The 26,454-nt window shown below is 70.8% G+C and carries 26 protein-coding genes; 13 read left to right on the plus strand and 13 right to left on the minus strand.

Annotation, left to right across the window (positions count from 1 at the left end; all coding sequences use genetic code 11):
- Both ACYQ1K_RS25145 and ACYQ1K_RS25150 read right to left on the minus strand, forming a co-directional pair.
- On the minus strand, window positions 1-801 hold an 801-nt coding region (locus ACYQ1K_RS25145), incomplete at its 3' end, for a DUF222 domain-containing protein (RefSeq protein WP_459986249.1).
- A gap of 150 nt (window positions 802-951) precedes the next feature.
- The gene (locus ACYQ1K_RS25150) at window positions 952-1,362 is read right to left on the minus strand and encodes a DUF4446 family protein (RefSeq protein WP_459986251.1); all 411 of its coding nucleotides are present in this window, start codon (window positions 1,360-1,362) and stop codon (window positions 952-954) included.
- A 17-nt stretch (window positions 1,363-1,379) separates the two neighbouring features.
- On the opposite strand from ACYQ1K_RS25150, the gene ACYQ1K_RS25155 reads away from it, so the two are divergent.
- The 3 genes from ACYQ1K_RS25155 (at window position 1,380) to ACYQ1K_RS25165 (ending at window position 3,681) form a co-directional block, all read left to right on the plus strand.
- Window positions 1,380-2,225 carry a prephenate dehydratase gene (locus tag ACYQ1K_RS25155; RefSeq protein WP_459986252.1) on the plus strand — a complete coding sequence of 282 codons (846 nt, stop codon included), beginning with the start codon at window positions 1,380-1,382 and terminating at the stop codon, window positions 2,223-2,225.
- A 95-nt stretch (window positions 2,226-2,320) separates the two neighbouring features.
- Entirely contained in the window at window positions 2,321-2,701 is a 381-nt protein-coding gene (locus tag ACYQ1K_RS25160; protein ID WP_459986253.1) for a Crp/Fnr family transcriptional regulator, read from the plus strand.
- A 29-nt stretch (window positions 2,702-2,730) separates the two neighbouring features.
- Window positions 2,731-3,681, plus strand: a complete 951-nt coding sequence (locus tag ACYQ1K_RS25165) for an adenylate/guanylate cyclase domain-containing protein (protein WP_459986296.1) — start codon at window positions 2,731-2,733, stop codon at window positions 3,679-3,681.
- Window positions 3,682-3,797: 116 nt separating this feature from the next.
- Here ACYQ1K_RS25165 and ACYQ1K_RS25170 read toward each other — a convergent pair whose 3' ends face one another.
- On the minus strand, window positions 3,798-4,733 hold the full coding sequence (locus tag ACYQ1K_RS25170) for a DUF5926 family protein (RefSeq protein WP_459986254.1): 936 nt from the start codon (window positions 4,731-4,733) through the stop codon (window positions 3,798-3,800).
- Window positions 4,734-4,742: 9 nt separating this feature from the next.
- Window positions 4,743-5,534: a glycerophosphodiester phosphodiesterase gene (locus ACYQ1K_RS25175; protein ID WP_459986255.1), complete on the minus strand. Its 792-nt coding sequence runs from the start codon at window positions 5,532-5,534 to the stop codon at window positions 4,743-4,745.
- A gap of 97 nt (window positions 5,535-5,631) precedes the next feature.
- Between ACYQ1K_RS25175 and ACYQ1K_RS25180 the strand changes: the two genes are divergently transcribed.
- The 3 genes from ACYQ1K_RS25180 to ACYQ1K_RS25190 are packed head-to-tail and all read left to right on the plus strand — an operon-like array spanning window position 5,632 to window position 7,980.
- Complete coding sequence (locus tag ACYQ1K_RS25180) at window positions 5,632-6,429, plus strand: ABC transporter ATP-binding protein (RefSeq protein WP_459986256.1); 798 nt, start codon at window positions 5,632-5,634, stop codon at window positions 6,427-6,429.
- Window positions 6,430-6,438: 9 nt separating this feature from the next.
- Window positions 6,439-7,200, plus strand: a complete 762-nt coding sequence (locus ACYQ1K_RS25185) for an ABC transporter permease (protein ID WP_459986257.1) — start codon at window positions 6,439-6,441, stop codon at window positions 7,198-7,200.
- Between the two features lie 21 nt (window positions 7,201-7,221).
- Window positions 7,222-7,980 carry a MerR family transcriptional regulator gene (locus ACYQ1K_RS25190; RefSeq protein ID WP_459986258.1) on the plus strand — a complete coding sequence of 253 codons (759 nt, stop codon included), beginning with the start codon at window positions 7,222-7,224 and terminating at the stop codon, window positions 7,978-7,980.
- A gap of 136 nt (window positions 7,981-8,116) precedes the next feature.
- Here ACYQ1K_RS25190 and ACYQ1K_RS25195 read toward each other — a convergent pair whose 3' ends face one another.
- Window positions 8,117-9,316, minus strand: a complete 1,200-nt coding sequence (locus ACYQ1K_RS25195) for an AAA family ATPase (RefSeq protein WP_459986259.1) — start codon at window positions 9,314-9,316, stop codon at window positions 8,117-8,119.
- Window positions 9,317-9,484: 168 nt separating this feature from the next.
- Between ACYQ1K_RS25195 and ACYQ1K_RS25200 the strand changes: the two genes are divergently transcribed.
- Window positions 9,485-10,375 carry an Fpg/Nei family DNA glycosylase gene (locus ACYQ1K_RS25200; protein WP_459986261.1) on the plus strand — a complete coding sequence of 297 codons (891 nt, stop codon included), beginning with the start codon at window positions 9,485-9,487 and terminating at the stop codon, window positions 10,373-10,375.
- Between the two features lie 10 nt (window positions 10,376-10,385).
- Here ACYQ1K_RS25200 and gvpJ read toward each other — a convergent pair whose 3' ends face one another.
- Complete coding sequence (gene gvpJ, locus ACYQ1K_RS25205) at window positions 10,386-10,817, minus strand: gas vesicle protein GvpJ (protein ID WP_459986263.1); 432 nt, start codon at window positions 10,815-10,817, stop codon at window positions 10,386-10,388.
- Between the two features lie 114 nt (window positions 10,818-10,931).
- Between gvpJ and ACYQ1K_RS25210 the strand changes: the two genes are divergently transcribed.
- Window positions 10,932-11,264 (plus strand): rhodanese-like domain-containing protein, encoded by a 333-nt coding sequence (locus ACYQ1K_RS25210; protein WP_459986265.1) that lies wholly within the window; start codon window positions 10,932-10,934, stop codon window positions 11,262-11,264.
- A 92-nt stretch (window positions 11,265-11,356) separates the two neighbouring features.
- On the opposite strand, the gene aat is transcribed toward ACYQ1K_RS25210, so the two are convergent.
- On the minus strand, window positions 11,357-12,028 hold the full coding sequence (gene aat, locus ACYQ1K_RS25215; RefSeq protein ID WP_459986266.1) for a leucyl/phenylalanyl-tRNA--protein transferase: 672 nt from the start codon (window positions 12,026-12,028) through the stop codon (window positions 11,357-11,359).
- Between the two features lie 38 nt (window positions 12,029-12,066).
- Here aat and ACYQ1K_RS25220 point away from each other — a divergent pair, with 38 nt between their 5' ends.
- On the plus strand, window positions 12,067-12,765 hold the full coding sequence (locus ACYQ1K_RS25220; protein ID WP_459986267.1) for an EcsC family protein: 699 nt from the start codon (window positions 12,067-12,069) through the stop codon (window positions 12,763-12,765).
- On the opposite strand, the gene ACYQ1K_RS25225 is transcribed toward ACYQ1K_RS25220, so the two are convergent.
- Window positions 12,726-13,946, minus strand: coding sequence for a hypothetical protein (locus ACYQ1K_RS25225; RefSeq protein ID WP_459986268.1), 1,221 nt, complete (start codon window positions 13,944-13,946; stop codon window positions 12,726-12,728). The two genes, ACYQ1K_RS25220 and ACYQ1K_RS25225, sit on opposite strands and share 40 nt — an antisense overlap.
- Before the next feature lie 34 nt (window positions 13,947-13,980).
- On the opposite strand from ACYQ1K_RS25225, the gene ACYQ1K_RS25230 reads away from it, so the two are divergent.
- The gene (locus tag ACYQ1K_RS25230) at window positions 13,981-14,904 is read left to right on the plus strand and encodes a glycosyltransferase family 2 protein (RefSeq protein ID WP_459986269.1); all 924 of its coding nucleotides are present in this window, start codon (window positions 13,981-13,983) and stop codon (window positions 14,902-14,904) included.
- Between the two features lie 71 nt (window positions 14,905-14,975).
- Here the strand turns inward: ACYQ1K_RS25230 and ACYQ1K_RS25235 are convergent, their stop codons facing one another.
- Genes ACYQ1K_RS25235 through ACYQ1K_RS25250 form a run of 4 tightly spaced genes read right to left on the minus strand, consistent with a single transcriptional unit; the run spans window position 14,976 to window position 20,620 of the window.
- Window positions 14,976-16,067, minus strand: a complete 1,092-nt coding sequence (locus ACYQ1K_RS25235) for a hypothetical protein (RefSeq protein WP_459986271.1) — start codon at window positions 16,065-16,067, stop codon at window positions 14,976-14,978.
- A gap of 54 nt (window positions 16,068-16,121) precedes the next feature.
- Complete coding sequence (locus ACYQ1K_RS25240; RefSeq protein ID WP_459986273.1) at window positions 16,122-17,066, minus strand: hydroxymethylglutaryl-CoA lyase; 945 nt, start codon at window positions 17,064-17,066, stop codon at window positions 16,122-16,124.
- A complete protein-coding gene (locus ACYQ1K_RS25245; protein ID WP_459986274.1) occupies window positions 17,059-18,984 on the minus strand; it encodes an acetyl/propionyl/methylcrotonyl-CoA carboxylase subunit alpha in 1,926 nt (641 codons plus the stop codon). Before ACYQ1K_RS25245 ends, ACYQ1K_RS25240 begins: the two co-directional genes overlap by 8 nt.
- Window positions 18,985-18,988: 4 nt before the next feature.
- The gene (locus tag ACYQ1K_RS25250) at window positions 18,989-20,620 is read right to left on the minus strand and encodes a carboxyl transferase domain-containing protein (RefSeq protein ID WP_459986275.1); all 1,632 of its coding nucleotides are present in this window, start codon (window positions 20,618-20,620) and stop codon (window positions 18,989-18,991) included.
- Window positions 20,621-20,716: 96 nt separating this feature from the next.
- Here ACYQ1K_RS25250 and ACYQ1K_RS25255 point away from each other — a divergent pair, with 96 nt between their 5' ends.
- Entirely contained in the window at window positions 20,717-21,295 is a 579-nt protein-coding gene (locus ACYQ1K_RS25255) for an SACE_7040 family transcriptional regulator (protein WP_459986276.1), read from the plus strand.
- Between the two features lie 18 nt (window positions 21,296-21,313).
- On the opposite strand, the gene ACYQ1K_RS25260 is transcribed toward ACYQ1K_RS25255, so the two are convergent.
- Window positions 21,314-24,040, minus strand: a complete 2,727-nt coding sequence (locus ACYQ1K_RS25260; protein WP_459986278.1) for a DEAD/DEAH box helicase — start codon at window positions 24,038-24,040, stop codon at window positions 21,314-21,316.
- A gap of 50 nt (window positions 24,041-24,090) precedes the next feature.
- Between ACYQ1K_RS25260 and ACYQ1K_RS25265 the strand changes: the two genes are divergently transcribed.
- Both ACYQ1K_RS25265 and ACYQ1K_RS25270 read left to right on the plus strand, forming a co-directional pair.
- Window positions 24,091-24,591: a glutathione peroxidase gene (locus ACYQ1K_RS25265; protein ID WP_459986279.1), complete on the plus strand. Its 501-nt coding sequence runs from the start codon at window positions 24,091-24,093 to the stop codon at window positions 24,589-24,591.
- An 80-nt stretch (window positions 24,592-24,671) separates the two neighbouring features.
- Window positions 24,672-26,264 carry a DHA2 family efflux MFS transporter permease subunit gene (locus ACYQ1K_RS25270; protein WP_459986281.1) on the plus strand — a complete coding sequence of 531 codons (1,593 nt, stop codon included), beginning with the start codon at window positions 24,672-24,674 and terminating at the stop codon, window positions 26,262-26,264.
- Window positions 26,265-26,454 lie beyond the last annotated feature (190 nt).

Raw genomic sequence — 26,454 nt, forward strand, 5'->3', positions numbered from 1 at the left:
CGCCCGGCCGCGGCGTTCCTCGGCGGTGTAGGGCCGCCCGGTCTCAGGATCCTCGAATCCGATCGGGTCGGGCCGGTTGGGGTTGAGCAGGGCTTGCAGCATCCGTTCCAGCTTGATCCCGCTGAGCAGGGGCAGCTTGAACCGTCCCTGACTGGCGGCGGTGGCCTGGTCGTGGCCGAGGGTGAAGCACGCCTGCCGGGCGGCCTTCTCCTCGGCGCGGGCGAGCTGTTCGGCCAGGCGTTCCTCGGCGCCGTCGGGGTCGATGACCTCCTCCACATGCGCCGCCAGCCGGCGCAGCGCGGCGGTGTCGTGGAGGTGGGCCTCCCCAGCTAAGAACTCCTCAGCCTGTGCTTTCATCGCCGCGTCGATCTCGTCGGGCAGCGCGTCGACGGCCTCGGTGATCACCGCCGCCGACGCGGCCGGGAACCCACCCGCCGCCACTGCCTCCCGGGTCACCTCATGGGCCTCTAACGCCTTCGCGAGCCTGACCTGGCGTTTCGCCTCCCCGGGGGCCAGCCGGACCTGCACCCGCAGCCAGGCCGGCAGGCTCACCGCCCCCTCGTGGGAGGCCAGATCGTTGAGGTCAGCCTGCGCGACCAGCCGCAACGTCAACGCCTGCAACCGCGCCTGGACGGCGTAGGCCTCGCGTAGCGACTCGGCCAGCTCCTGCTGGCTCAACGCCCAGACGGTGTCAGTACTGACCTCGTCCAACACCTCACCCAGCCGGCCCAGGAACCGATGCACCTGATGCGACCGCGTCACAGCCGGCCGACGCGGCGGCTCAACAGCAGGAGAAGTCATCAGGGCTCCACGGATCACACGACAGACAGCAGATCGGGTAGATCAACGTGGAGGGAGGCCGCCCTACGAGGGAGCGACCGAAGATCTAGACTTATTCAAACATCTGTTCGAGAGAGATGCAACCTTTTCGATGGGGCATGTGAGTAAGCATCAGCCCCTGGGCCGCGCGGAGGCGATCGCTTCTTCCTCCTCGGGCGACAGCTGCGCGTCGGAGGTCCACCCGCCGATGCTCTTGGCATAGCTCCGGGCGTCGGACCGGCCGTGAATGCTGGTGAGGACGACCCCGTCGCCCGCGTCGTCCACCAGCGCCAGGGACCATGACAGGTGTCCGCCCATGTCGCCGAAGGCGTCGTACCGCACCACCGCCAGGTGCCGGAACGTCTGCTTGGACTCGGCCGAGAGCGCCGCGACCTCCTGCCGGAGGCCCAGGATGTCGGCGCGGACGTCGTGGGGCAGGCCGTCACCAGCATCGTGAGGCGCACGGCGCCAGGTGAGCCCGGCGAGCACCAGGGCGGCGACGGCTGTCAGCAGACTGAGAAGCGTGAGGGCGAGCACGGTCACGACCCTAGACTCATCGAGTGCCTGAGAACGTGAAGCGGATCGCCTACCAGGGCGAGCCCGGCGCCAACTCCCACCAGGTGTGCGTGCAGCACTACCCCGACGCGGAGGCGGTGCCGTGCGCCTCGTTCGAGGACGTCTTCGCGGCCGTCGAGGGCGGAGAGGCCGACCTGGCGATGATCCCGATCGACAACTCGATCGCCGGGCGCGTCGCCGACATCCACCACTTCCTGCCGACCTCGTCGCTGCACATCGTCGCCGAGCACTTCCTGCGCATCCGGTTCCACCTGATGGGCCTGTCGGGCACGCGCATCGACGACATCCGCACCGTGCACAGCCACGTCCACGCGCTCGGGCAGTGCCGCAAGATCATCCGCGAGCACGGCTTCACCCCCGTCATCTCCGGCGACACCGCGGGGGCGGCACGTGAGGTCGTCGAGGCCGGCGACGCGACGATGGCGGCCATCAGCCCGCCATTGGCGGCCGGCATCTACGGGCTCGACGTGCTCGCGGAGGACATCGAGGACGAGGAGCACAACACCACGCGCTTCGTCGTGCTCTCCCGCGACTTCGTGCAGGCGCCGGCCGGCAACGGACCGGTCGTCACGACGTTCATCTTCAACGTCCGCAACCTGCCCGCCGCGCTCTACAAGGCGCTGGGGGGGTTCGCCACCAACGGCGTCAACATGACCAAGCTCGAGTCCTACATGGTCGGGGGCGAGTTCGCCGCCACCCAGTTCCTGGCCGAGGTCGACGGCCACCCCGACGAGCCGGCGCTCGCCCGGGCGCTCGAGGAGCTGGCGTTCTTCACCACCGACGTGAAGGTGATCGGCGTCTACCCGGCCGACCCGTTCCGGGCGGCATAGGCGGCAGCATCGGCGGGCGGCGTACGTGGCCGGCGTACCCCCAGCGGACCTCGCTCGTTGTCCCGGTAGCTGCCGCTCGTCCACAAGGGGTCCGCGTGACAACATCCGCGTCGTTCTACTCGCTCTTCACACCGGAGGAGATCGCGAGGATCAGCGCGTCCGGCACACGTGTGACCCTGCCCGCGGGCTGGTCCCCGATCTGGGAGGACACCCCGGCTGACAAGGCCTACATCATCCTCTCGGGCACCGTGTCGGTCCGCAAGGACGGTCAGGAGGTCGCCCAACTCGGCGAGGGCGACATCGTCGGCGAGGCCGCGATCATGAAGAACTCCCTGCGCACCGCCAGCATCGTCGCCCTCAGTCCGCTCGAGCTCATCCACCTCTCGGCCGAGTCGATGCGACGGCTCGCGGTCGAGATGCCGCGGTTCGCCGACGCGCTGGAGACAGTCACGGCGGAGAGGTTCAGGTCCAGCTGAGCGGGCACGACGGCGCGGCGCTCAGCGAGCTGGTCGACACCGTCCTCCTCGGAGAGGCGCCGACGCTGACCCAGCAGCAGGTGGCCGACGCCGCGGGCGTGCCTGTGGAGCTGGCCAACGAGCTCTGGCGGCTCCTCGGCTTCCCCTTGTCCGACGAGGACGAGGCCGCGTTCACCGAGGCGGACGTCGCGGCGCTGCGCCGGACCGCTCACCTCGTCAGCCTCGGGATCCTGAGCCCCGACCGGCAGGCCGCGCTGGTGCGGACCTGGGGACGGTCCTTCGCGCGGCTGGCGGAGTGGCAGACCGCCCTGCTCGCCGAGCTCGCCCTCGAGCGGCCCGGCGACACGGTGGACGAGCTCGCCACGCTGGCCGCGGGTGTCGTGCCCGACCTCGAAGCGCTCCAGTCCTATGTCTGGCGTCGGCACGCGGCGAGCGCGGCCACGCGCCTGCTCGCCACCGAGGTCGGAGCAGAGACGGGGACCGAGGCCGGGGTCGCCGCGATGGCGGTCTGCTTCGTCGACATCGTCGGCTACACCTCTCGCAGCCGCTCGCTCACCGAGGCGGAGCTGGTGGCATGGATCGAGGGGTTCGAGGACGCCTGCGCGCTGCTCGTGGTCGACCACGGCGGTCGGGTCATCAAGACGCTCGGCGACGCCGTCCTCTTCGTCTGCGACGACCCCGTCGCCGCCGCGGAGGTGGCGCTCGCCGTCACCGAGCGCGGACAGGACCCGGAGGACCCGTTCCCGAGCGTGCGCGCCGGGCTCGCCTACGGCGACGTCGTCCCCCGGCTCGGCGACGTCTTCGGGCCGACGGTGAACATCGCGTCCCGACTCACCTCCGTCGCGCGCCCCGGCACCGTCGTCGTCGACGAGGCGGCGGCCGACGTGCTGACCGGCGGCTACTCGCTCGTCCGGCTCCGGCGTACGTCGGTCAAGGGCTACTCCCGGCTGCAGCCGTTCGCGCTGCGCCGGGTGCGCTGAGGGGCCCCGATCGGGTCTCGATACGCTCGCTGGCGCTCGCCACTCGACCACCGAACCCGTCGCTGGTCGAGTAGGCCGAGCCCCTGGGCGAGGCCGTATCGAGACCCGGCGGCAAGCTAGCGGATCGTCACCTGCCGGTTCGCGAGGCCAGCGCGAGCGGACCGCTCGTCAGCGCTGAGGTCGGGGCCGGCGGCGAGGGCCTCGTCGAGCGCCGCCTTGAACGCCGCGGCCGGCTCCTCGAGCGCCTCGGCGCCGGTGCCAACCGGCAGGTCCCAGACGGGCGCCAGCAGCCCGAGGGCTCGGAACATCCCGACGAATCGCGCCCCCGGCACGAGCACGTCGGCGCGCGAGACGTGCAGCCGCGCGAGTGCGGTGAGGAGGTCGTCCTCGGGCTCAGGCATCACCCAGCGCAGATGCTCCTTGGTGCCGACGTTGGTCCAGTACGCCGCCTCGACGCCGGTCAGCCGAGCCGTCGGAGTGGCCGCCTCGTTGGCCTGCTGGAGCGCGTCCTCGAGGCCGGTGCGGTCCTCGATGTCGCCGACCCAGAAGTCGAAGCCGTCGTGCACCGTCACCTCGAGGGAGGAGTTGAGGACGATGTCCTGCAGCCGCGGGCCGGGCCCGGGCGCCTCGAGCATGCCGATGATCCCGGACTCCTCGGCCGAGAGCGCGGTCAGCAGCGCGGACGCCACCTCGCGAGACGGGTCACCGAACCCGTGCTGGACCTGCAGCCCGGCCCACACCTGCCCGCTGTCGCGGGCCATCGCGGGGGCGGCCAGCGGCAGCAGCGTGGCGAGCAGCACGGTGCGGTCCTCATGGCCCTTGATCGTCAGCGGGGCGGTGGCCGCCGGGACCAGCTCGCGCATGGCGACGAGGTCGCACTCGTTCGGCAGGCCCGCGAAGGGCCGCTTCACGAACGTCGTCGCGCCGGCCACCCCATGGCAGGCCTTGTAGCGCTTGCCGCTGCCGCACGGGCACGGCTCGCGCGGGCCGACGACCTTGCCATCGAACAGGGGAAGGGGGGCTTCGACGCGGTTGCGGGACTTCTTGGCCACCCGCGGACCCTACCCGTCGAGCAGCTCCAGCATGTAGGCCGGCCGGTCGGTGATGACGGCCTTGACCCCGAGCTCGAGGCAGAGGCGCAGATCCCGCTTGGAGTTGACCGTCCACACGTGCATGTCATGCCCTGCGGCGGTGATCCGGGGACCCAGCTTCGGGTGGTCGCGCAGCGCCTCGATTCCGGGGCCGACGATCCAGTCCGGCCCGATGACGCGGCTGAGCATCGCCCAGTTGCGCGCGTGGTCGATGAGCTGCACCAACCGGAGACCAGGAGCGAGTCGCTCCACCCGCTGCAGGGCGGTGTGGCTGAAGCTCATCACCCGCACGGGCGCCTCCCGGCCGGTCCAGTCGAACTCCGAGAGCAGCTCGACCAGCCGCTTCTCGACGAGCCCGCCGTAGCGGGTCGGATGCTTGGTCTCGATCGCGAGCTCGACGGGGCGGCCGGTCCGCTCGCAGTAGCCGCGCACGGTCTCCAGCAGCGTGCGCAGGGTGAGCACCCGGTCGAGCTCCTCCTCGCGGTCGGGCGCCTCGTCGTCGAGGTCGATCCAGGGGTTCTTCCACTTGGCGAAGTCGAGCTCGGCCAGGTCGGCCAGCTCCATCGTCGACACCACGCCCGGGGTCTGCGCCGTACGCCGCAACGTGCGGTCGTGCACGCAGACCAGATGTCCGTCGGCGGTGAGCCGGACGTCGCACTCCACCGCCTCGGCGCCGACGTCGAGCGCCTCGACGTAGGCCCCCAGCGTGTGCTCGGCGATCTCGTGACTGGCGCCGCGGTGTGCGACGACCTGCGGCCTCATGACTCCTATTGTCGCCGATCAGCTCCGATCCCGGCAGGAGGTGGCACCGAACCGAGGCTTGACCTTGACGCAGCGTCAACCCTCCACGCTGGACGTCATGACCACATCCCGCTCCGTCGCCATCCACGTCCGAGGCGTGGAGAAGTCGTTCGGGGACCTGCATGTCCTGCGCGGCGTCGACTTGACGGTCAGCTCGGGCAGCGTGGCCGCCCTGCTTGGCTCCAACGGGGCCGGGAAGACCACACTCGTCCGCATCCTGTCCACGCTCATACGCGCCGACGCGGGTGAGGCGACAGTCGGTGGCTTCGACGTCGCCACGCAGGCCGGGCACGTCCGTGAGTCGATCAGCCTGACCGGCCAGTTCGCCGCCGTCGACGAGATCCTCACGGGCCGCGAGAACCTTGTGCTCGTCGGCAAGCTCCGGCACCTCGCCGAGGCGGGCGCGGTCGCGGACGATCTGCTCGCCCGCTTCGCGCTGACCGAGGCGGGTGGCCGGCGCGTTGCGACGTACTCGGGAGGCATGCGCCGGCGCCTCGACATCGCGATGAGCCTGATCGGGAACCCGCCGGTCATCTTCCTCGACGAGCCGACCACCGGGCTCGACCCCGAGGCCCGCCTCGAGGTGTGGTCGTCCGTCAAGGAGCTCGCCGCCGGCGGCACGACGGTGCTTCTCACCACGCAGTACCTCGAGGAAGCGGAGGCGCTCGCCGACCGGATCGCGATCCTGCACGGGGGTCGGATCATCGCCGACGGCACCCTCGCCGAGCTCAAGCGGCTGCTTCCGCCGGCGCGCGTCGAGTACGTCGAGAAGAAGCCCACCCTCGAGGAGATCTTCCTCGCCGTCATCGGCCACGACCGCCACATCGACGCAGCCGCACCCCGGACCGGCGGGTGAGGACCACCGATGCGCACCCACTTCCTCCACGACACCGTCGTCCTGACCAACCGCTCCCTGCGCCACATCCTGCGCAGCCCGGACACGATCATCACCACCGCGATCACGCCGCTCGCGATGATGCTGCTCTTCGTCTACGTGTTCGGCGGAGCGCTGAACACCGGCTCGGACCACTACGTGAACTACCTGGTGCCCGGCATCTTGCTGATCACGGTCGCATCCGGGATCTCCTACACGGCCTACCGGCTCTTCATGGACATGCAGGGCGGGATCTTCGAGCGTCTCCGCTCGATGCCGATCGCGCGCTCGTCGATCCTCTGGGCGCACGTGCTGACCTCGGTTGTCGCCAACCTGGCGTCACTCGCGATCGTCGTGGCCGTCGCCCTCGTCATGGGGTTCCGCACCAGCGCGGGTGTGCTCGACTGGCTCGTCGTCGCCGGCATCCTGGTCCTCTTCACCCTCGCGCTGACATGGCTGGCGGTGATACCGGGCCTGACTGCGAAGTCGGTCGACGGGGTGAGCGGGTTCGCCTACCCGCTGATCTTCCTGCCCTTCATCAGCAGCGCGTTCGTGCCGACCGAGGGCATGCCCGGCCCGGTGCGCGCGTTCGCCGAGCACCAGCCGGTGACCTCGATCGTCGACACGATCCGCGGTCTGTTCGCTCACGAGGCCGTCGGCCACGAGCTGTGGACCGCCCTGGCCTGGTGCGTCGGCCTGCTCGTCCTCGCGTACGGCCTCGCGATGTCCATCTACCACCGCAAGATCGCTTGACGGGCGCGGAAGGCTGAGGTCGTGCTCACCATCGGTCAGCTGGCGTCGTACGCAGGGGTCACGATCCGCGCGGTGCGGCACTACCACCAGGTCGGGTTGCTGCCGGAGCCTGAGCGGGACGCCTCCGGCTACCGGACGTACGACGCTCCGGCGGTCGTCCGGCTCATCAGGATCCGCACCCTGCGCGATGCCGGTGTGCCGCTCGTGCGGGTCCAGGAGCTCCTCGATGCCGACGCGGACACGTTCGCCGCCGCGATCGCCGAGATCGATGCCCGGCTGCGAGCGGACATCCGCGAGCTGCAGCGTCACCGCCGGCTCATCGCTCAGCTCGCCGCCGGCGACTCCTTGGCGCTCCCCTCCGAGGTCGTCGACTACCTCGACCGGCTGCGCGCGGCGGGTGTGCCCGCGATCCTCGTCGACGCCGAGCGGGACGCTTGGATCCTCATGGCTGCGCGGTGGCCGGAGGCGATGCCCGAGATGATGGCGGACAAGGTCGCCCAGCTCACCGACCCACGGACCCTCCGGCTCTACCGACTCATCGGGCAGATGATCGAGGACGGCGAGAGCCAGGAGCTGCTGACAGAGACCGCCGACCTGCTGGTCGCCATGTTCGAGCAGGCCGAGGCCGACGGCGCCCTCGCGCGCCAGAACCAGTTCTCCGACGAGGGCTTCGTCGCACTGGTCGACTCCTTCGCCGACGGCCACCAGATGGTCGAGCGACTCCGCAAGCTGCTGGCCGAGCGGGGCTGGACCGGCTGGACCGTGATCGAGAAGGCCTGACGGATCACATGGGTGAAGAGGCCGCGGCGCGCCCTTGTCTGGACTGACCGGAGCGAGGGAGGCACGACCGAGCGCAGGGAGGGAAGGCGAGGGTCACGAGCGCTGCGGCACGCGCCGAAGCGAAGCGGAGGCGCACTCAAACGCTGCGTAGATACCGCCCGAAGTGCGGCACGGTGAAGGCGATGCGGCCCCGCTCGCCGGAGTAGATCAGCCCCTTCTTGAGCAGCGCGTCACGCGCGGGCGACAGCGACTGCGGCTTCTTGCCGAGGACCGCGGCGACGTCGGAGGTCGACACGGAGCCGACGGCGTCGGCGTCGTCGCCGAGCTCGGTCGCGGCGTCCGCCATCGCGCGCAGGTAGTCGCGCTCCGCCGGCGTCGCCCGCTCGTAGCGGGACCCGAAGAACCCGACGGCGAGCTCGCGTTCGGCCTCCGGCGCGGCGACGCTCACGTCGGCCGCTGTGATGGGCGTGCGCGGGGCGAGGTCCCACACGGCCTTGCCGTAGGCCTGGATGAAGTACGGGTAGCCGCCCGTGGCGTCGTACATCGCCGCGAGCGCCTCCTCGTCGAACTCCGCCTCCTCGTCCTCGGCCGGAGCCTGCAACGCACGGTCCGCGGCGTCGCGGCTGAGCCGGTCGATGCGCTGGTAGGAGAAGAGCCGCTCCGAGTAGGACTTGCTGGCCGACAGGACGGCGGGCAGGTGCGGCAGGCCGGCACCCACGACGATGAGCGGCAGACCGGACTGGCTGATCTCGTGGCAGGCGGCGCACAGGGCGGAGACGTCGTCGGGGCCGAGGTCCTGCATCTCGTCGATGAAGACGCCGACGCCCTTGCCGACGTCGGCGGCGAGCCCGCCGACGTCGCTCAGGAGCTCGACGAGGTCGATCTCGATGTCGCCGGAGTCGGCGCGCCCGCGCACGACGGGCGCCTCGATGCCCGGCGACCACTGGTCGCGCAGCCGGGCCCCCGTGCCGGCGTCGCGCTGCACGAACCCCCGGATGACGCCGAGCGCGTGCTCGACCTGGTCCTCCTCGGGGTGGGCGAGCTCGCGGACGGCCTGGTGGAGCGCGCTCCCGAGCGGGCGGCGCAGCGACTGGTCGGGTCGAGCCTCCAGCTTGCCGGTCCCCCAGCCCTTCCGGACCGCCGCCGACCGGCAGGCGTTCAGCAGGACCGTCTTGCCGACCCCGCGCAGGCCGGTCAGGACCAGCGAGCGCTCCGGGCGGCCCCGCGCCACGCGCTCGAGCACCACGTCGAAGGCACGCAGCTGGTCGTCGCGGCCCGCGAGCTCAGGCGGGCGCTGGCCGGCACCCGGTGCGTACGGGTTGCGGATCGGGTCCATGATCGGACCGTATCGGTCTTTCTAGGCTGACCCTTAGATCTCGCTAGCGAGTCGCATCGATGCCTCCGTATCCGTCTCTCTAGCCTCAGTCCTAGACATTGGTAGCGAGCGGCATCGAGCACGATCGACCTGCCCATCGCCGTCTATGGGCCCCCTACACTTGCCGGCGTGCCGGAGCTGCCTGAGGTGGAGGCGCTGGCCCTCGATCTGCGGGGTCGGCTGCACGACCGTGCCATCACCAAGATCCACCTGGTGCAGTTCAGCGCGCTCAAGACCTACGACCCGCCGCTGAGCGCGCTCGAGGGCACGCTGGTCGACGACGTACGCCGCCATGGGAAGTTCCTCGACCTCGAGGCGTCCGGCGTCCACCTGGTGCTGCACCTGGCCCGCGCCGGCTGGGTCCGGTGGCGCGACGAGGTCCCGCCGGTGCCGCCACGGCCGAGCACCAAGTCGACGATGGCGGCGCGGATCGTCCTCGACGATGACGGCACCGGACCCGCGGGCCTCGACATCACCGAGGCGGGCACCAAGAAGTCGCTGGCGATCTACGTCGTCAACGACCCCCAGGACGTGCCCGGCATCGCCACGCTCGGGCCCGATCCGCTGACCGAGGACTTCACCCTCGAGCGGCTCCGCGAGATCCTCGCGGCACAGGGCAAGAAGCAGATCAAGGGCGTCCTGCGCCACCAGGGCACGATCGCGGGCATCGGCAACGCCTACTCCGACGAGATCCTGCATGCGGCGAGGATGTCGCCGTTCAAGCCGGCGGACACGCTGTTGGGCCCAGGAGGCGATGACGAGCTCGACGTGCTCTACACCGCGATCCGCACGACCCTGACCGACGCGGTGGAGCGCAGCCGCGGCCTGGCCGCCAGTGAGCTGAAGGGCGAGAAGAAGTCCCACCTCGCCGTCCACGGCCGCACCGGACTGCCGTGCCCGGTCTGCGGCGACACGGTGCGCGAGGTGAGCTTCGCCGACTCCAGCCTGCAGTACTGCCCCACCTGCCAGACCGGCGGCAAGCCGCTGGCCGACCGGAGGATGTCGAAGCTGCTGAAGTAGCGGCGAGCCGTCACTCGTCGGACTCGTCTGGCCCTATGACCTCGCCGAGCTTCTCCGCCGCCTTCTCCACGAGCTTGTCGCCACCCGGGAGGATCGACCCGGCCACTTCTTCGACCTTCTCCAGGCCGGCCTCGACCTTCTTCTCGACGACCGTAGACGCGACTGTCTCGACCGCCTCTCCGACCCCCTCCTCCAGGATGTCGAGGAGCGACGGCGGCCCGTTCTCCTGCAGGTCGAGCCGGTTGGTCGCCTCGGCGAACCGCAGGTAGGTGTCCACGCTCGACACGACGATGCGCGCATCGAGGGTCACCAGCTCGATGCCGAGCAGCCCCACCTGGGCGTAGGCGTCGACCACGATGCCCTTGTCGAGCACGATGTCGAGCACGTCCGCCAGCCCGCTCGGGGCTGGCCTGGCCAGGTAGCCACCGGTCATCTGCGTCATGAGGCCCCTCCCGGCCGCAGCGCGTCGGTCGACTCGACGGTACCCGGACGCCGCGGGTCCGACATGTCCGATCGTCTGTTTTCTCTCCTCGGCGCCGCGTGCTGGAATGGCCCCGTGAGCGTCCCGACCGTCACCGTCGACCACATCCCCGACCCGCTGCCCGAGGGCCTCAACATCCTCGACGTCCGTGAGGACATCGAGTGGGCGCACGGCCACATCGAGGGCGCCGTCCACATCCCCCTCAGCCAGCTCACCGCCCGCGTCGGCGACGTGCCGGACGGCCAGACGCTCGTGGTCTGCAAGATCGGCGGCCGGTCGGCCCAGGCGACGATGTATCTCGCGGCCCACGGCTACGAGGTCGCGAACCTCGACGGGGGCATGCTCGAGTGGGCCGGCTCCGGGCGCCCGATGGTCAGCGAGACCGGGCAGCCCCCGCACGTGGTCTGACCCGGAGAGCGCGGCCGCGGGGGTAGTTCGGGACGTTTCCGTCTGTTACCGGCCAGTAGACCGCGGGAAACGTCCCGAACTACCCCGGCGCCTCAGAGGAACACGTCCGGCAGCGGGATCGTCAGAGCGGCACTGAGGCGGGCGAGGTAGTCGGCGCGGTCGATCTCCACCACGCCCAGCGACGCCAGGTGGGGAGTCGACCACTGGACGTCGAGCAGCCGATCGTCGGCAAACTCGTCGCCCAGCGCCTCCACCAGACCCACCAGCGCCACCTTCGAGGCGTCCCGCTCGCGGTGGAACATCGACTCGCCGGCGAAGAGACCGCCGATCGCGACGCCGTAGAGCCCCCCGGCCAGCCGGCCGTCGCGCCACGCCTCGACCGAGTGCGCCCAGCCGAGCCGGTGGAGGTCGGCGTACGCCGTCCGGATGCGGTCGTCGATCCAGCCCTGCGGGCGCCTGGGGTCGGCGCAGGCCGCGACGACCTCGTCGAAGGCCGTGTCGAACCGGATCACGAAGTCGCGCACCGAGCGGCGCAGCGACTTCGACACCTTCAGCCCGCTCAGGGGCAGGATGCCGCGCCGCACCGGCGAGAACCAGAGCAGCGGATCGGCCCGCCGGTCGCCCGGCATGGGGAAGAGCCCCCGGCGGTACGCCGCCAGCAGGGTGCCCGGCTCGAGGTCGGCACCGAGCCCGACGAGGTCGTCGTACCTCTCGTCGTCCGGGTCGGCGAAGAGCCACGGTGACGGCGGCGGCTCGATGGGCACGAGTCTGAAGTTACCGAGGCCTCCCTAGGATCGGGAGCATGGCGGGTTCAACCAGTCGGAAGGTCGCGGCGGCGGTGGGGACGACGCTCGCCCCGAAGCTCGTCCAGCTCGCGCCGGGCCTCTCCTCCAGCGTCGTCCAGACCGCTCTGCACCGCGCGATCGTGGGCGTCGGGCCACTGCCACCTGCCGCGCACGCCGCGGAGAAGCAGCTCGAGGAGCAGCGCGGCAACGCCAAGTTGGCGGTCGGCGAGGTCATCGAGAATCACGTGGCCTACGCCTCGGCCAACGGCTTCGCGACCAACCTCGGCGGCCTTGTGACCGCGGCGGTCATGATGCCGGCCAACGTGGCGGGCCTGGCGCTCATCGAGTGCCGCATGGTGGCCGGCATCGCGCACCTGCGTGGCTACGACCTCGACGACCCGCGGGTGCGGGACGCGATCCTGGTGACGCTCCTCGGCGAGGACAAGGTGAACCGGCAGGTCAAGCGGAAGAAGCTGCCCGCGCCTCCGATGGCGATCGCGACAGCGCCGGTGCACGACCCGGACCTCGACCGCATCGTCGCCGCGGAGGTGACCTCGGAGCTCATCACCCGAGTCGCCGGCAAGCGGATGGCGGCCACCGTCGCCCGCAAGATCCCGGTCGTCGGAGGGGTCGTGGGTGCGACGGTCGACGGGTGGGAGACCTTCCAGATCGGCCGCTACGCCTCGCGCGAGCTCCTGCCGCGCAGACGCCGGTAGCCGGCGAGCGCGGTCCGACCCGGCGCCGTCCCGTCGAGACGGGCGGCCACGCGGCCCTTGATCCGTGAGGCCAGCGGGATCGCCCGCTCAGCGGCGAGCTCGTCGCGCAGCCGCCGGACCTCGCGGTGGAGGTCGCGCTCGGCGACCATGAACCGCGAGCCCTCATACAGCAGCGCCACGATCGACTCGACCGCCGAGGACAGCATCTCGCGCTGGTCGGCGGCGTCGGGGTCGACGTACGTCGGCACCACATGGCCCTCCAGCACGCCTCCCTTGAGCTCGGCGAGGTCCCCGGTGACCGCGTAGCCCCCCGCCGAGAGCCGGGTGATCCAGTCGTCGACGACACCGTCCGCCCACGGCTGAAGATCCGGCGGCAGCACGAGGCGCGGCGAGCCCACGCGGCGGGTCCTGTCCGCCAGCTGACGGTGGGCGAGCATCTCGCGGATGAAGTGCGCATACTCGATGTCGGGTCCTCGCACGACCCGCTCGTTGACCAGCCGGATCATCGCCGTCTCGGGCACGCCGAGGCTGGCGTTGGTCCGGTCGCTCTCGTAGGCGAGCGGCACCTCGCCCAGGCCGAACACGTCGAGAAGGCGCGAGAGCAGCACGTCGTGCGGCGCGCCGCTGAGCGGCACGGTGACCAGGTGGACATGCTGCGGCGGCAGGTCGCCGACCCAGCGGTCGAGGATGTCCGGCACGTCCTGGACGCGCCAGAAGAGGTCGGCGCTACGACCCTCCCGGGACATGATGATCTGCAGGAACTCCGCGTAGGTCTCCTTGTTGTAGTGCTTGACGGTCTCCTGCCACTCGGCCGGGATCTGCCGCGCCAGGTCACGCACGGTGAGGACGAGGTGCACCTCGGCGTCGCCGAAGCTCGCCCTGGCGCGCGCCGCCTGCTCCGCCGTGGCTCCGGCGAGGATCTCGTTGCTGACGATCACGGTCCCGTCCAGCGACCGTGCCGTGGCCGAGAGGGCATCCCAGTCGCCCACCACCTCGTCCTCCAGCCCACCCCACTCGCGCCGGATGAGATCCAGCCCCGCGCGGAAGTGCGCGTCGAAGCGCTCAGCCGGGTAGTGCACCCCGTGCCTCGCCAGGACGTCGGAGTTGCGGAAGAGGACGTCCTGGAGATACGTCGTCGCCGTCTTCGGAGTCCCGATGTGGAGCAGCACCCGCCGAGCCATGCCGACATCGTAGGGGGACGTAGGATCCGTCCCCGTGACGACCGTCGGCATCGTGATCCGGACCAAGGACCGTCCGTTCTTCCTGGCCCGCGCGCTGGAGAGCGTCACCTCGCAGACCCGCGCGGCGTGGCACGCGTTCGTGGTCAACGACGGGGGCGACCCGGCGCTCGTGGCGAAGGCCGTCGCGGCCCTGCCCGCCGAGGACCGGGCTCGCATCACCGTGCTGGACCACCCGACCTCGCTCGGCCGGGCGGCGGCCGCGAACGCCGGCGTGCGCGCGGCTCAGAGCGCCGGTGCCGGCTACCTCGTGCTCCACGACGACGACGACCGGTGGGCGCCGACCTTCCTCGAGCGCGCGGCAGCGTATCTGGACGCCCACCCGCTGGCCCCCGGGGTCGTCTCCCGGATCGAGGTCGTCTGGGAGGAGCAGTCCGGCGACACCTTCGTCGAGACCGGGCGGGAGATGTTCCAGGGTCACCTCCACGACCCGCTGCTGAGCGACTCGCTCCTCTTCAACCGGTTCGTGCCGATCGGCTTCCTCTACCGGCGCGAGGTGCACGACGAGATCGGCCTCTACGACGAGACCCTTCCGGTCGTCGAGGACTGGGCGTTCAACGTCCAGGTTCTCGCGAAGTGGGCGCTCACCTACCTCGACGGCGAGCCGCTCGCGTTCTGGCATCAGCGCCCCCGCGCGACCGGAGCGGATGGCAACAGCGTCATCTCGGTGGGCGCCGAGCACGACAAGTACGACGCCCTCGTCCGCGACGCCGCGCTCCGGTCCTACGTCGGCGAGCACGGACTGGGCCTGGTGCTCTACCTGACGAAGTTCATCGACCGGCGCTTCGTCGACGTCGAGGAGGGGCTGCGGCGCGACATCCTCTCCGGCGAGTCGGGGGTCGTGGCCTACCGCCGGCTGCGCGAGAGCGCCCTGCGCCGGCTGCCCTGGCGCCGGCGCTGAGCCCTTGTCGCCTTCCTTGTGAGGCCCAGAGTGACCCCTGGGTCACGCTGGGCCTCACAAGGCAGTGAGCTTCAGCGCTTCGGGCGCCGGGCCAGCCGCCGCACGGCCCGCACGGCCCGCCGGGTCAGCCTGGCCTCGGGGTCCGGTCGCTGGGCGGCCTCGAGGATGACGCCGACGAGCGCGTCGAGCGCGGCGTCGCGCACGGCCGCTGGGCCGGGCCGGTCCGGGTCGATCCAGACCTCGTCGGTCGGCGGTGCCGGCAGCAGGTCCGCGAGGTCGCCGACGACGTCGATGCCGGAGGCGTCCACCCACTCGACCCACTCCTTCGCCACGCCGCTCGCCCACTCGTAGCAGCCCGGCGGCAGCGCGATCGGCAGGCCGTCGCTCTCGGTCAGGCTGTCGTAGACGATCGGGTTGAGGACCAGGCTGCGGTGGGTCTCCCGGTCGAGCCCTGCACGCTTGAGGCGCTTGTTGAGTCGGCGCAGCATCGCGGCCTGCCCGGCGCCGAGCGAGGCGTTGCGCCGGTCGGTCTCGCGTGGCGCCCAGCGCGGGTCGGCGCCGATCACTCCGGCGAACATCTCCCACACGTCGCCGCCCTGATGCGGCAGCACGACGAGGTGGACGCGCTCAGGTGGGACGATCGCTCCCCAGTTGCTGAGCACGCGCGGCAGGTGCTGAGCCCGCCAGAACCACTGCTTCGAGATGCGCGGGTCGCCCTCGATCGTCTCGCGCAGGTAGCCGGCGAACGTCTTGGTGCCATACATCTTCAGCCCCTCCTGCCAGTCGGCGGTGAGCTGACGGGCGATGTCGCGGGCGGTGAAGACGACGTGCAGCTCGGTGTCGGGGCCACCGAGGTCCTCGGCAACCCGCCGGATCCGCGACGGCTTGGCGACCGCGAGGATCTCGTGGCTGAGGACCACCGTGCCGCCGGAGATCTTGGTGCGGCGTACGAGAGCGTCCCACTCGCCGTGGGCCATGCCGACGAACCCGGGCCACTTGATCCCGGTGAGATCGACCGCGGCGAGGAACATGTCCTCACGCAACCCGGTGGGGTACTTGATGCCGTGCCGGCTCAGGCTCGTCCGGTTGAGGAAGAGCCGGTCCTGGAGATAGGTCGTGCCGGTCTTCGGCGCGCCGACATGCAGGAACACCTGTGCACCCATGCCTAGGAGTGTGCCCGCTGCGGCGTCTCCCATGCCGCCCGGTGCGGGTGGTTCTCAGCCTCCCGTGAGCGCGCGCACCACGGCGCTCGGGCTCGGGCGGCCGAGCTTGCCGGCCATCCAGGCGCTGGTCTGCACGACCTGGTCGAGATCGACTCCGTGCTCGATGCCCAGACCGTTGAGGAACCAGACCAGGTCCTCGGTCGCCAGGTTGCCCGTCGCACTCTTGGCATACGGGCAGCCGCCGAGCCCGCCGGCGCTGGCGTCGAACGTCGTCACGCCGGCGCGCAGGCCGGCGTACGCATTGGCGAGGGCCTGCCCGTAGGTGTCGTGGAAGTGCAGTGCCAGCCGGTCGGTGCCGACGCCCGCCTCGACGAAGGCGGCCACGAGGGCCGTGACGTGGCCGGCCGTGCCGACCCCGATGGTGTCGCCGAGGCTGAGCTGGCTCGCGCCGAGATCGAGGAGCCGCCTCCCGACCGCGACGACCTGCTCGATCGGCACCCGACCCTCCCACGGGTCCCCGAAGCACATGCTGACGTAGGCACGGACGTCGAGGCCCGCGTCGCGAGCACGGCGCACGACGGGCTCGAACATCGCGAACTGCCCCTCCAGCGTGCGGTTGAGGTTCTTGCTCGCGAAGGTCTCGGTCGCGCTGCCGAAGATCGCCACGTGGCGCAGGCCGAGCTCGAGGGCGCGGTCGAGGCCGCGCTCGTTGGGCACCAGCACCGGCAGGCTCGTCGCCGCCTCGCCGAGCGATCCGGTGAGCGTCGACATGAGCTCGGCGGCGTCGGCCAGCTGTGGGACCCACGTCGGGTGCACGAAGCTGGTCGCCTCGACGGCCGGGAGTCCGGCGCCGAGCAGACGCGTCACGAACTCCGCCTTGACCGCCACGTCGACGATGCCCTTCTCGTTCTGGAGGCCGTCGCGTGGCCCGACCTCGTAGATCGTCACCCGCTCCGGGAGTCCCGGCTCCCCGACCGGCATCGGCAGCCCGTCACTCATCGCCGGCCACCTCCGTCGCGGCCTGCTCGGTCGCGGAGTGCTCGGTCGCGGGGTGCTCGCTCGCGGCGACCTCGAACAGCAGCGCGCCGAGGGCGACCTGGGCGCCGACACTCGCACCGACGCGGGTCACCGTGCCGGCGTACGGCGCCTTGAGCGCCAGCTCCATCTTCATCGCCTCCACGACTCCCAGCACCTGACCTTCCTCCACAGCGTCCCCCTCGGCCACGCGGACGTCGAGGACCGTCCCGGGCATCGGGCTGGCGACCGTGCCGTCACTCACCGTCTCATGGGCGGCGGCCGGGTCCGGCCGAGTGAAGACGAAGCGCTGTCCGCGATCGGCGAGCTCGACGCCGTGGGGGCTGACGACCGCCGGCGTCGGCTGCGGTGGCGGCCCTTCGAGCTCGACCAGCTCGTCGAGCTCGATCGTGAGAGGTGCGGCCGGACCGCCCAGACGGAACCCGTCGGAGGCGAAGGGGCCGCCGACCTGCTGTTGGTGGCGATACCACGCCCACGCGGCGGCTCGCCGCGCCGCGCTCGCGTCCGGGGCAGCCAGCGGGTTGGCGTCGAGCCACGCCGTGTGGATCGCCGCCTGCTCGAACAGGTCCGTCGCGAGCAGCTGCCGGAGGAAGCCGGTGTTGGTGGTGATGCCCAGGATCACCGTCTCGTCGAGCGCCGCGATCAGCCCCCGGCGCGCCGCCTCGCGGTCGCCCGCCCGGACGATCACCTTGCCGAGCATGGGGTCGTACGACGTGCTGACCACCTGGCCGCTCTCGAGGGCGTGGTCGACGCGCACACCGAAGGCCCTGGGCCACTCCACGACCGTCGCCCTGCCCGCCTGCGGCAGGTAGCCGTGGTAGGCGTCCTCGGCGTAGACACGCACCTCGATCGAGTGGCCGTCCGTGCCGACCTCGTCCTGCGTCAGACCGAGCGGCTCGCCGGCGGCGACGCGGAGCTGCAGCTCCACGAGGTCGAGCCGCCGACCCCTGACGAGGATCGTCTCCTCGGTCACCGGGTGCTCGACCTGAAGGCGCGTGTTCATCTCGAGGAAGTAGGCCTCGCCGCTCGCCTCGTCGAGGAGGAACTCGACGGTGCCGGCGTTGGCGTAGCCGACCTGCTTGGCCAAGGCGACCGCGGAGTCCTGCACCAGGGCCCGCTGGTCGTCGGTGAGGGTCGGCGCCGGCGCCTCCTCCACCACCTTCTGGTGACGACGCTGGGCGCTGCAGTCACGCGTGCCGAAGTGGACGACACCGCCATGGCTGTCGCCGAAGACCTGGACCTCGATGTGGCGACCCCGCTCGACGTACTTCTCGATGAGCAGGGTGTCGTCACCGAACGCGCTCGCGGCCTCGCGGGCGGCCGCCGCCTTGGCCGCCTCGAGCTCGGCGGCGCTGCGCACGACGCGCATGCCCTTGCCACCGCCGCCGGCCGCGGCCTTCACCAGGACGGGGAAGCTCACATCGCCGGCCGCCTCGGAGGTCGAGGAGCGAGCGCCAGCGAGCGTATCGAGACCCGCATCGCCGCCGACGCCGACGCTCCAGGACGGCACCACCGGCACGCCCGCCGCGACGGCGATCTCACGGGCGTGGTCCTTGCGAGCCATCGCCTCCATGGCCTCCGGTGGCGGCCCCACCCAGACGAGCCCGGCGTCGATGACAGCCCGAGCGAAGGCGGCGTTCTCGGAGAGGAAGCCGTAGCCGGGGTGGACGGCCGTCGCGCCGGTCTCCCGCGCCACGTCGAGGATCTGCTGGCCGTCGAGGTAGGAGTCGACGTGGAGCGCGGTGTCGGCGGCGCGGACGTGCGGCCCGGACCGGTCGGCATCGGTGTGGACCGCCACGGTCTCGATGCCGAGCCTTCGGGCGGTCCGCACGACGCGGATGACGATCTCGCCGCGGTTGGCGATGAGGAGGCGCTCGATCACGACGTCACATCCTGAAGATTCCGTAGGTGGGTGCCGGGATCGGGGCGTTGGCAGCAGCGGCCAGCCCCATCCCGAGGACGCGCCGGGTGTCGACCGGGTCGATGATGCCGTCGTCCCAGAGGCGGGCGGTGGCGTAGTAGGGGCTGCCCTGAGTCTCGTACTGATCGCGGATCGGCGCCTTGAAGTCGTCGTCGTCGGGGCGCCCGGCCACCGTGGCGAGCACGGAGGCGGCCTGCTCGCCGCCCATCACCGAGATCCGCGCGTTGGGCCACATCCACAGGAACCGCGGGTCGTAGGCGCGGCCGCACATCCCGTAGTTCCCGGCTCCGAAGGATCCGCCGATGACCACGGTGAACTTCGGCACCACGGAGCAGGCGACGGCGGTCACGAGCTTGGCGCCGTCCTTGGCGATGCCACGGTTCTCATACTCCCGGCCGACCATGAACCCGCTGATGTTCTGCAGGAAGACCAGCGGGATCCCTCGCTGGTTGCACAGCTCGATGAAGTGCGCCCCCTTCAGCGCCGACTCGCTGAACAGGATCCCGTTGTTGGCGATGATGCCCACCGGGTAGCCGTAGACGTGGGCGAACCCACACACCAGCGTGTCGCCGTACAGCTGCTTGAACTCCTGCAGCCGGCTCCCGTCGACGATGCGACGGATCACCTCGCGCACGTCATACGGCGTCCGGGTGTCGGTCGGCACGATGTCGTAGAGGCCCTGGGGGTCCTCCAACGGCTCCTCGGCCTCGACCGGCCGCAACCACCTGTCGTTGGTCGAGCCGCCCGGGCCCCCGTTGGTCGAGTAGGCCGAGCCGCCCGAGCCCCCGTTGGTCGAGTAGCGAGCGCAAGCGAGCGTATCGAGACCCACCGGCCGCGGCAGCGTGTCCACGATCCCCCGCACGATCCGCAGGGCATCGGCGTCATCGGCGGCGAGGTGGTCGACGACGCCGGACGTGGTGGCGTGGACCAGGCCGCCGCCGAGGTCCTCGGCGGAGACGACCTCGCCGGTGGCGGCCTTCACGAGCGGCGGACCGCCGAGGAAGATGGTGCCCTGGTCCTTGACGATGACGGTCTCGTCCGACATCGCCGGCACATAGGCCCCACCGGCGGTGCAGGACCCCATCACGCTCGCGATCTGCGGGATGCCACGCGCCGACAGGTTGGCCTGGTTGAAGAAGATCCGGCCGAAGTGCTCCCGGTCGGGGAAGACCTCGTCCTGCATCGGGAGGAACGCACCGCCGCTGTCGACCAGATAGAGGCACGGCAGCCGGTTGTCCGCCGCGACCTGCTGGGCCCGCAGGTGCTTCTTGACCGTCATCGGGTAGTAGGTGCCGCCCTTGACCGTCGCGTCGTTGGCCACCACCACGCACTCACGGCCGGCGATGCGACCGATGCCGGTGACGATGCCGGCGCTGGGCACTGCGTTGTCCTCATGGTCGCGGCCATACATCCCGTACGCCGCCAGAGGGCTGAGCTCGAGGAAGGGGCTGCCCGGATCCAGCAGCCGGTCCACGCGCTCGCGAGGGAGCAGCTTGCCGCGGTCGGTGTGCTTCTTCCGAGCACTCTCGCTGCCACCTTGCCGGACGAGGGACAGGCGCTCGCGCAGGTCGGCCGTGAGGTCGCTGAGGGAGGTCACGCATCGCAGGTTAACGATCATTAACCTCCAGGGCAAGGGCCGCTCGACGCTGAGACGGGGCCGGCCTCCCAGTGAGCGGCCGTTAACCTCGTGGATGTGACCGAGACCCAGACCCGGCGCCAGCAGCTGCTGGACACAGCCGCCGAGCTGTTCGCGGCGCGCGGCTTCCACGGCGTCTCGGTCGCTGAGCTCGGGGCGGCGTGCGGGATCAGCGGTCCCGCCCTCTACAAGCACTTCCCCTCGAAGGAGGCGCTGCTCGCTGAGATGCTCGTCGCAATCAGCGAGCGGCTCCTGGCCGAGGGCCAGTCCCGCGTCACCGGAGCATCGGCTCCTCGGGCTGCTCTGGCCTCCCTGGTCGACTGGCACGTCGACTTCGCGCTGAGGCACCGGGCGCTGATCGTCGTCCAGGACCGCGACTGGTCCTCGCTCCCCGCAGACTCGCGCGAACGCGTCCGCGCCCTCCAGCGGTCCTACGTCGACCTGTGGGCCGACCAGCTCCGCGCGCTGGACCCCACGCTGAGCGTGGACGCCGCGCGGGCGATGGCTCACGCTTCTTTTGGGCTGATCAACTCCACGCCGCACAGCGGTCTGCTTCCCGACGAGGACATGCGCGGCGTGCTCACCGCCATGGCGCTCAAGGCGCTGGCGGTGGAGAAGGTCACGCTCGAGGGCTGACCCTCACGGACGCGGTGCTCACGATGCCGGGCGTCGCAAGCTGACGAGGTCGCGCAGCTCGGCATCGCTCAGCTCGGTGAGTGCGGCCTCGCCGCGACCCAGCACCGCCTCGGCGAGCGACCGCTTCTGATCCAGGAGCAGGGCGATCCGCTCCTCCAGTGTCCCCTTCATGACCAGCCGGTGGACCTGGACGGCCTTGGTCTGACCGATCCGGTGGGCACGGTCCGTGGCCTGGTCCTCGACGGCCGGGTTCCACCACCGGTCGACGTGCACGACATGGTCGGCGCGGGTGAGGTTGAGGCCGGTGCCGCCCGCCTTGAGCGAGAGCAGAAACACCGGCACGTCGCCCTCCTGGAAGGACGCCACCATCCGCTCACGCTCCCGCACGGAGGTCCCCCCGTGCAGGAACTGATGCGCGACCCCCGTCGCGGCCCAGTGACTCTCGAGGAGCCGGGCCATGGCGACGTACTGCGTGAAGACCAGCACGGCGCCGCCCTCGCTCGTCGCCGTCTCGATCACCTCGTCGAGCAGCTCGAGCTTCTGCGAGCGACCCGCGATCCGGCCCTTGCTCCCGGATTCACCGCCGTGCTTGAGGAACTGCGCGGGGTGGTTGCAGATCTGCTTGAGCCCGGTGAGCATCATGAGGATGAGGCCACGCCGCGCGGGGTCGTCGCCGGGCAGGCGCTCGATGCGCGCCATCGTGTCGCGCACATACGCCTCATAGAGGACCGTCTGCTCCTTCGTGAGCGAGAGCAGGTGGTCGGTCTCGGTCTTGGCGGGCAGCTCCGGGGCGATGCCGGGATCAGTCTTGCGCCGGCGCAGCAGGAAGGGCGCGACGAGGTCGGCGAACTGCTTCGTCGTCACCTCGATGCCCGCCTCGATCGGTGCGGCCCAGGCCTTGCGGAACGCCTTGCGGCTGCCCAACAGACCGGGGACCGTCCAGTCGAGGATCGCCCACAGCTCGGAGAGGTCGTTCTCCACCGGCGTGCCCGTGAGCGCCACGCGAGCCCGGCTGGGGATGAGACGGATCTTGCGCGCCGTCGAGCTGGCCGGGTTCTTCAGGTGCTGCGCCTCGTCGGCCACGACCAGGTCCCAGGGCACCTCGGCGAGGAGGTGCGCGTCGCGGCGCATGGTCCCGTACGTCGTCAGGACGATGCCGTCGCCGACGTCGTCGAGATCGCGGGCGCTGCCATGGTGCCGGCGGACCGTCACATCCGGCGCGAACCGCGCGACCTCCGCCTCCCAGTTGCCCATGAGGCTGGTCGGGCACACCACGAGCGTGGGGCCTCCTGAGCCGGTCGCCCTCCGATGCAGGTGCAGCGCGATGAGCGTGATCGTCTTGCCGAGGCCCATGTCGTCGGCCAGGCAGCCGCCCAGACCCAGACCGGTCAGGTCGGCGAGCCAAGTGAGACCGCGCCGTTGGTAGTCGCGCAGGGTCGCCTGCAGCTCAGTCGGCACGGCGACGAGCTCGCCCTGCCCGACATCGGCGACCTGGTCGCGCAGCTTGGCCAGCGTCGCCCCGACGACGACGTCGCTGGCGGTCGAGTCGATCTCGGCGACACCCGTGAGAGCCGCGCCCAGGGCCTCGGCCGGCGTCGCCTTCCGCAGCAGCCGCTGCCGCGCCTTGCGCGCGACGCTCGGATGGACGATCGTCCACGAGCCGCGCAGCTTGAGGATCGGGGCGGCCGCTTGCGCGAGCTCCTCGATCTCCTCGTCGGTGAGCGGCTCGTCCCCGATCGCGAGCTGCCACCTGAAGCTGAACAGGTCCTCGAGCCCGAACAGCCCCGTGTTGAGCGCCTCCTCACGGCCTCCGCCGGGCCGCGGGCTCGCGTCGACCACGGGTCGCGCGGTCAGCTCGCGCCCGAGCGCCCGCGGCCACATCACGTCGACGCCGATCTCCTTGAGCGCCGCCACGCCGTCGGCGAGCAGGCTGCCGATGTCGTCGCCCTCCAGCACCATCTCGGTCGGCGATGCCTGGAAGCGCATCCGCTGCAGCGGCGGCCAGGCCCGGGCGGCGTCGGCGAGCCGCATCGCGACCTGCGACCGGGTCCGCGGGCCGAAGCCGTGCTCGCGCGGCTCGTCGCGCCACAGCGCCGACGCGTCGGCGACATGCAGGAGGTTGCTCTCGTCGTGCACCTGCAGCACCACGCGCAGCACGCCGTCGGTGAGTGACTCCTCGTCGGCCTCCACCCGCAGCGAGATCGAGACCTCGTCCGGTGCACCGGGGAGCTCGACGGCAGCGCGGTGGCGGTGAAGGCGCTCCTGGAGCCGGTCCTGGAGTCGCTCCGAGATCGACCTGGCCGGCGGACGGGGTGCCGTGACGGACTCTGAGGCTCGCCGACGTGCACCCTGCATCGAGCCGGCCGGCATCGCGTCGACGACCGCGGCGACCATCGACCAGATCAGCGCCTCGGCGGCCTCGCTGTCGACGCCATCGTACGCCCTCGACTCCGCCAGGAGCCTGAGCCGCTGCACGTCGTCGCCGACGACGACCGGCGCCCAGCCCTGCCCCTCCTGTTCGAACTTGCCCGCGGCGACCAACCGCAGCGCGAAGTGGGCGGAGGCACCGAGCAGCCCGACCGAGGGATGTGTCGCCTCCCGCGCGAGCGCCTTGGTGAGGACGGGCACCGCGGAGACGATCGGCAAGGAGAGCGTCCGGCGCTCGTCGCGGAAGGTGATCGAGCCGTCCCGCGGCCGGACGCCGACGGTCAGCACCGCCGGTCCGGTCAGGGGCACGAAGCTCATGGCAGGGGACGCTACCCGGCGGTTCGGACAGCCCCGCTAGTCTCGGGGCCATGAGCGACTCCTCGGATCTGTTGAGTGCCCCCATCGCCCGGCTCGACGGCACGCCCACCACCTTGGGCGAGCTCACCGGCGGCCGGCCGGCGCTGCTCGTGAACGTGGCCAGCAAGTGCGGGCTGACGCCGCAGTACGCCGGTCTCGAGCGACTGGTCGAGAGCTACGACGGGCTCGCGGTCGTCGGCTTCCCGTGCAACCAGTTCCGCGGCCAGGAGCCCGGCACGGCCGAGGAGATCGCCGAGTTCTGCTCGTCGACGTACGGCGTCACCTTCCCGCTCACCGAGAAGATCGAGGTGAACGGCGAGGGACGGCACGAGATCTACGCCGAGCTGACGCGGACCGCCGACGAGAAGGGCAACGACGGCGACATCACGTGGAACTTCGAGAAGTTCGTGATCGCGGCCGACGGCTCCGTCGTCGCGCGGTTCTCCCCCCAGGTCGAGCCTGAGGACGAGCGGGTCATCAGCGCCATCAAGGAGCAGCTCGCCGCCTCCTGACCGCGCTTTCCTCGAAGAATCACCGACGGTTCGCGAAAACGAATTGGGTCCTGTCGGTGGGCGCCTCTAGGGTTCGTCAGGTGACCACAGACCTGACCCAGGATTCGTCCGCGCCTCAGTCGGACAAGCTCGACGGCCGCGTGCTCGTGGTCGCAGGCGTCGTCGTGCTCGGCGCCATCATGTCGATCCTCGACATCACGGTCGTGTCCGTGGCGCTCCGGACCTTCCAGCAGGAGTTCGACGCGACCACCGCGGAGGTCGCCTGGACGATGACGGGCTACACGCTCGCCCTCGCGACCGTCATCCCGCTCACCGGATGGGCCGCGGACCGGTTCGGCACCAAGCGGCTCTACATGCTGGCGATCTTCCTGTTCACCGCCGGCTCCGTGCTGTGTGCGACCGCCAACTCGCTCGAGCTGCTGGTGACCTTCCGGGTGCTGCAGGGCCTCGGCGGCGGGATGCTCATGCCTCTCGGCATGACGATCCTGACCCGTGCGGCCGGTCCCGAGCGGGTCGGACGCGTCATGGCCGTGCTCGGCATCCCGATGCTCCTCGGCCCGATCTTCGGCCCGATCCTCGGCGGCTGGCTGATCGACGCCGCCTCGTGGCACTGGATCTTCCTCATCAACCTGCCGATCGGCATCGCCGCGCTGATCTACGCGGCGGTGGTGCTTCCCAAGGACAATGTCACGCCGTCGGAGAGCTTCGACTTCGTCGGCATGCTGCTGCTCTCTCCGGGCTTGGCGCTGTTCCTCTACGGCGTCTCCTCGATCCCCGCGGCGAAGCAGGACCACGGCACCATCTGGACCACCCAGGTCGTCCTCACCTCGCTCGTGGGCCTCGTGCTCATCGCGGCGTTCGTCCCGTGGGCGCTGCGCAAGCAGAACATCCACCCCCTGATCGAGCTGCGGCTCTTCGCGAACCGCCACATGACCGTCGCGGTCATCACCATGGCACTGTTCGCGATCGCGTTCTTCGGAGCCTCGCTGCTCTTCACGCTGTACTTCCAGGAGGTGCGCGGCTACTCCCCCGTGAAGTCCGGTTGGGCGGTCGCACCGCAGGGCTTCGGTGCCATGGTCACCATGCCGATCGCCGGCATGCTGGCCGACAAGATCGGACCCGGCAAGGTCGTGCTGACCGGCCTGGTGCTGGACACCATCGGCATGGCGATGCTGGCCTTCACCGATGCCCACACGCCGTACTCCTACTTCTTCATCTCCTTCGTGATCATGGGCTTCGGCATGGGCTCGACGATGATGCCGGTCTTCTCCGCCGCCCTGGCGACGCTGACCGACCACAACATCGCCCGAGGGTCGACGCTGATGAACATCACGCAGCAGGTCGCCGCCTCGATCGGCACGGCGCTCTTCTCGGTGCTGCTCACCGCGTTCCTCAACCGCAGCCACGCGATCACGGCCGCAGGGAAGATCACCGCGGCGACCGGCGGCAGCAAGGACCCGAACATCCTGGCGGAGGCCGCCAGCAAGCTCGGGATCGACCCGACCGCCTTGGAGCAGCTGTTCACGAAGGCGAACAACGACATGGGCGAGGCCTTCGCCAACGTCTATCTGATCGCTGCGGTGCTCGTCGGCTGCTGCATCATCCCGGCGCTCTTCCTGCCCCGGAGCAAGGCGGCCAAGCCGGTCGACCCCGCCGCCGTGATGAGCCACTGACCGAGCTCCTCCCGCAGCGTCATGCGCCCTGGTTGCTTCGGCAGCCAGGGCGTATGACGTCTCCGCCGGGCAGCGTCATGCGCCGTGGTTGCTTCAGCCGCCAAGGCGTCTGACGTCTGCGCCGGGCAGCGTCATGCGGCTTGGTTCCCTCAGCCGCCAGGGCGTCTGACGTCTCCGCCCGGAAACGTCA

The organism is Nocardioides sp. AN3 (genome assembly GCF_054653495.1).

Bases quoted from the DNA above. Each gene is read 5' to 3' on its own strand.
- ACYQ1K_RS25175 (WP_459986255.1), bottom strand. From the start codon at position 5,534: ATGAGGCCGCAGGTCGTCGCACACCGCGGCGCCAGTCACGAGATCGCC.
- ACYQ1K_RS25180 (WP_459986256.1), top strand. From the start codon at position 5,632: ATGACCACATCCCGCTCCGTCGCCATCCACGTCCGAGGCGTGGAGAAG.
- ACYQ1K_RS25185 (WP_459986257.1), top strand. From the start codon at position 6,439: ATGCGCACCCACTTCCTCCACGACACCGTCGTCCTGACCAACCGCTCC.
- ACYQ1K_RS25195 (WP_459986259.1), bottom strand. From the start codon at position 9,316: ATGGACCCGATCCGCAACCCGTACGCACCGGGTGCCGGCCAGCGCCCG.
- gvpJ (WP_459986263.1), bottom strand. From the start codon at position 10,817: ATGACGCAGATGACCGGTGGCTACCTGGCCAGGCCAGCCCCGAGCGGG.
- ACYQ1K_RS25220 (WP_459986267.1), top strand. From the start codon at position 12,067: ATGGCGGGTTCAACCAGTCGGAAGGTCGCGGCGGCGGTGGGGACGACG.
- ACYQ1K_RS25225 (WP_459986268.1), bottom strand. From the start codon at position 13,946: ATGGCTCGGCGGGTGCTGCTCCACATCGGGACTCCGAAGACGGCGACG.
- ACYQ1K_RS25235 (WP_459986271.1), bottom strand. From the start codon at position 16,067: ATGGGTGCACAGGTGTTCCTGCATGTCGGCGCGCCGAAGACCGGCACG.
- ACYQ1K_RS25240 (WP_459986273.1), bottom strand. From the start codon at position 17,066: ATGAGTGACGGGCTGCCGATGCCGGTCGGGGAGCCGGGACTCCCGGAG.
- ACYQ1K_RS25260 (WP_459986278.1), bottom strand. From the start codon at position 24,040: ATGAGCTTCGTGCCCCTGACCGGACCGGCGGTGCTGACCGTCGGCGTC.
- ACYQ1K_RS25265 (WP_459986279.1), top strand. From the start codon at position 24,091: ATGAGCGACTCCTCGGATCTGTTGAGTGCCCCCATCGCCCGGCTCGAC.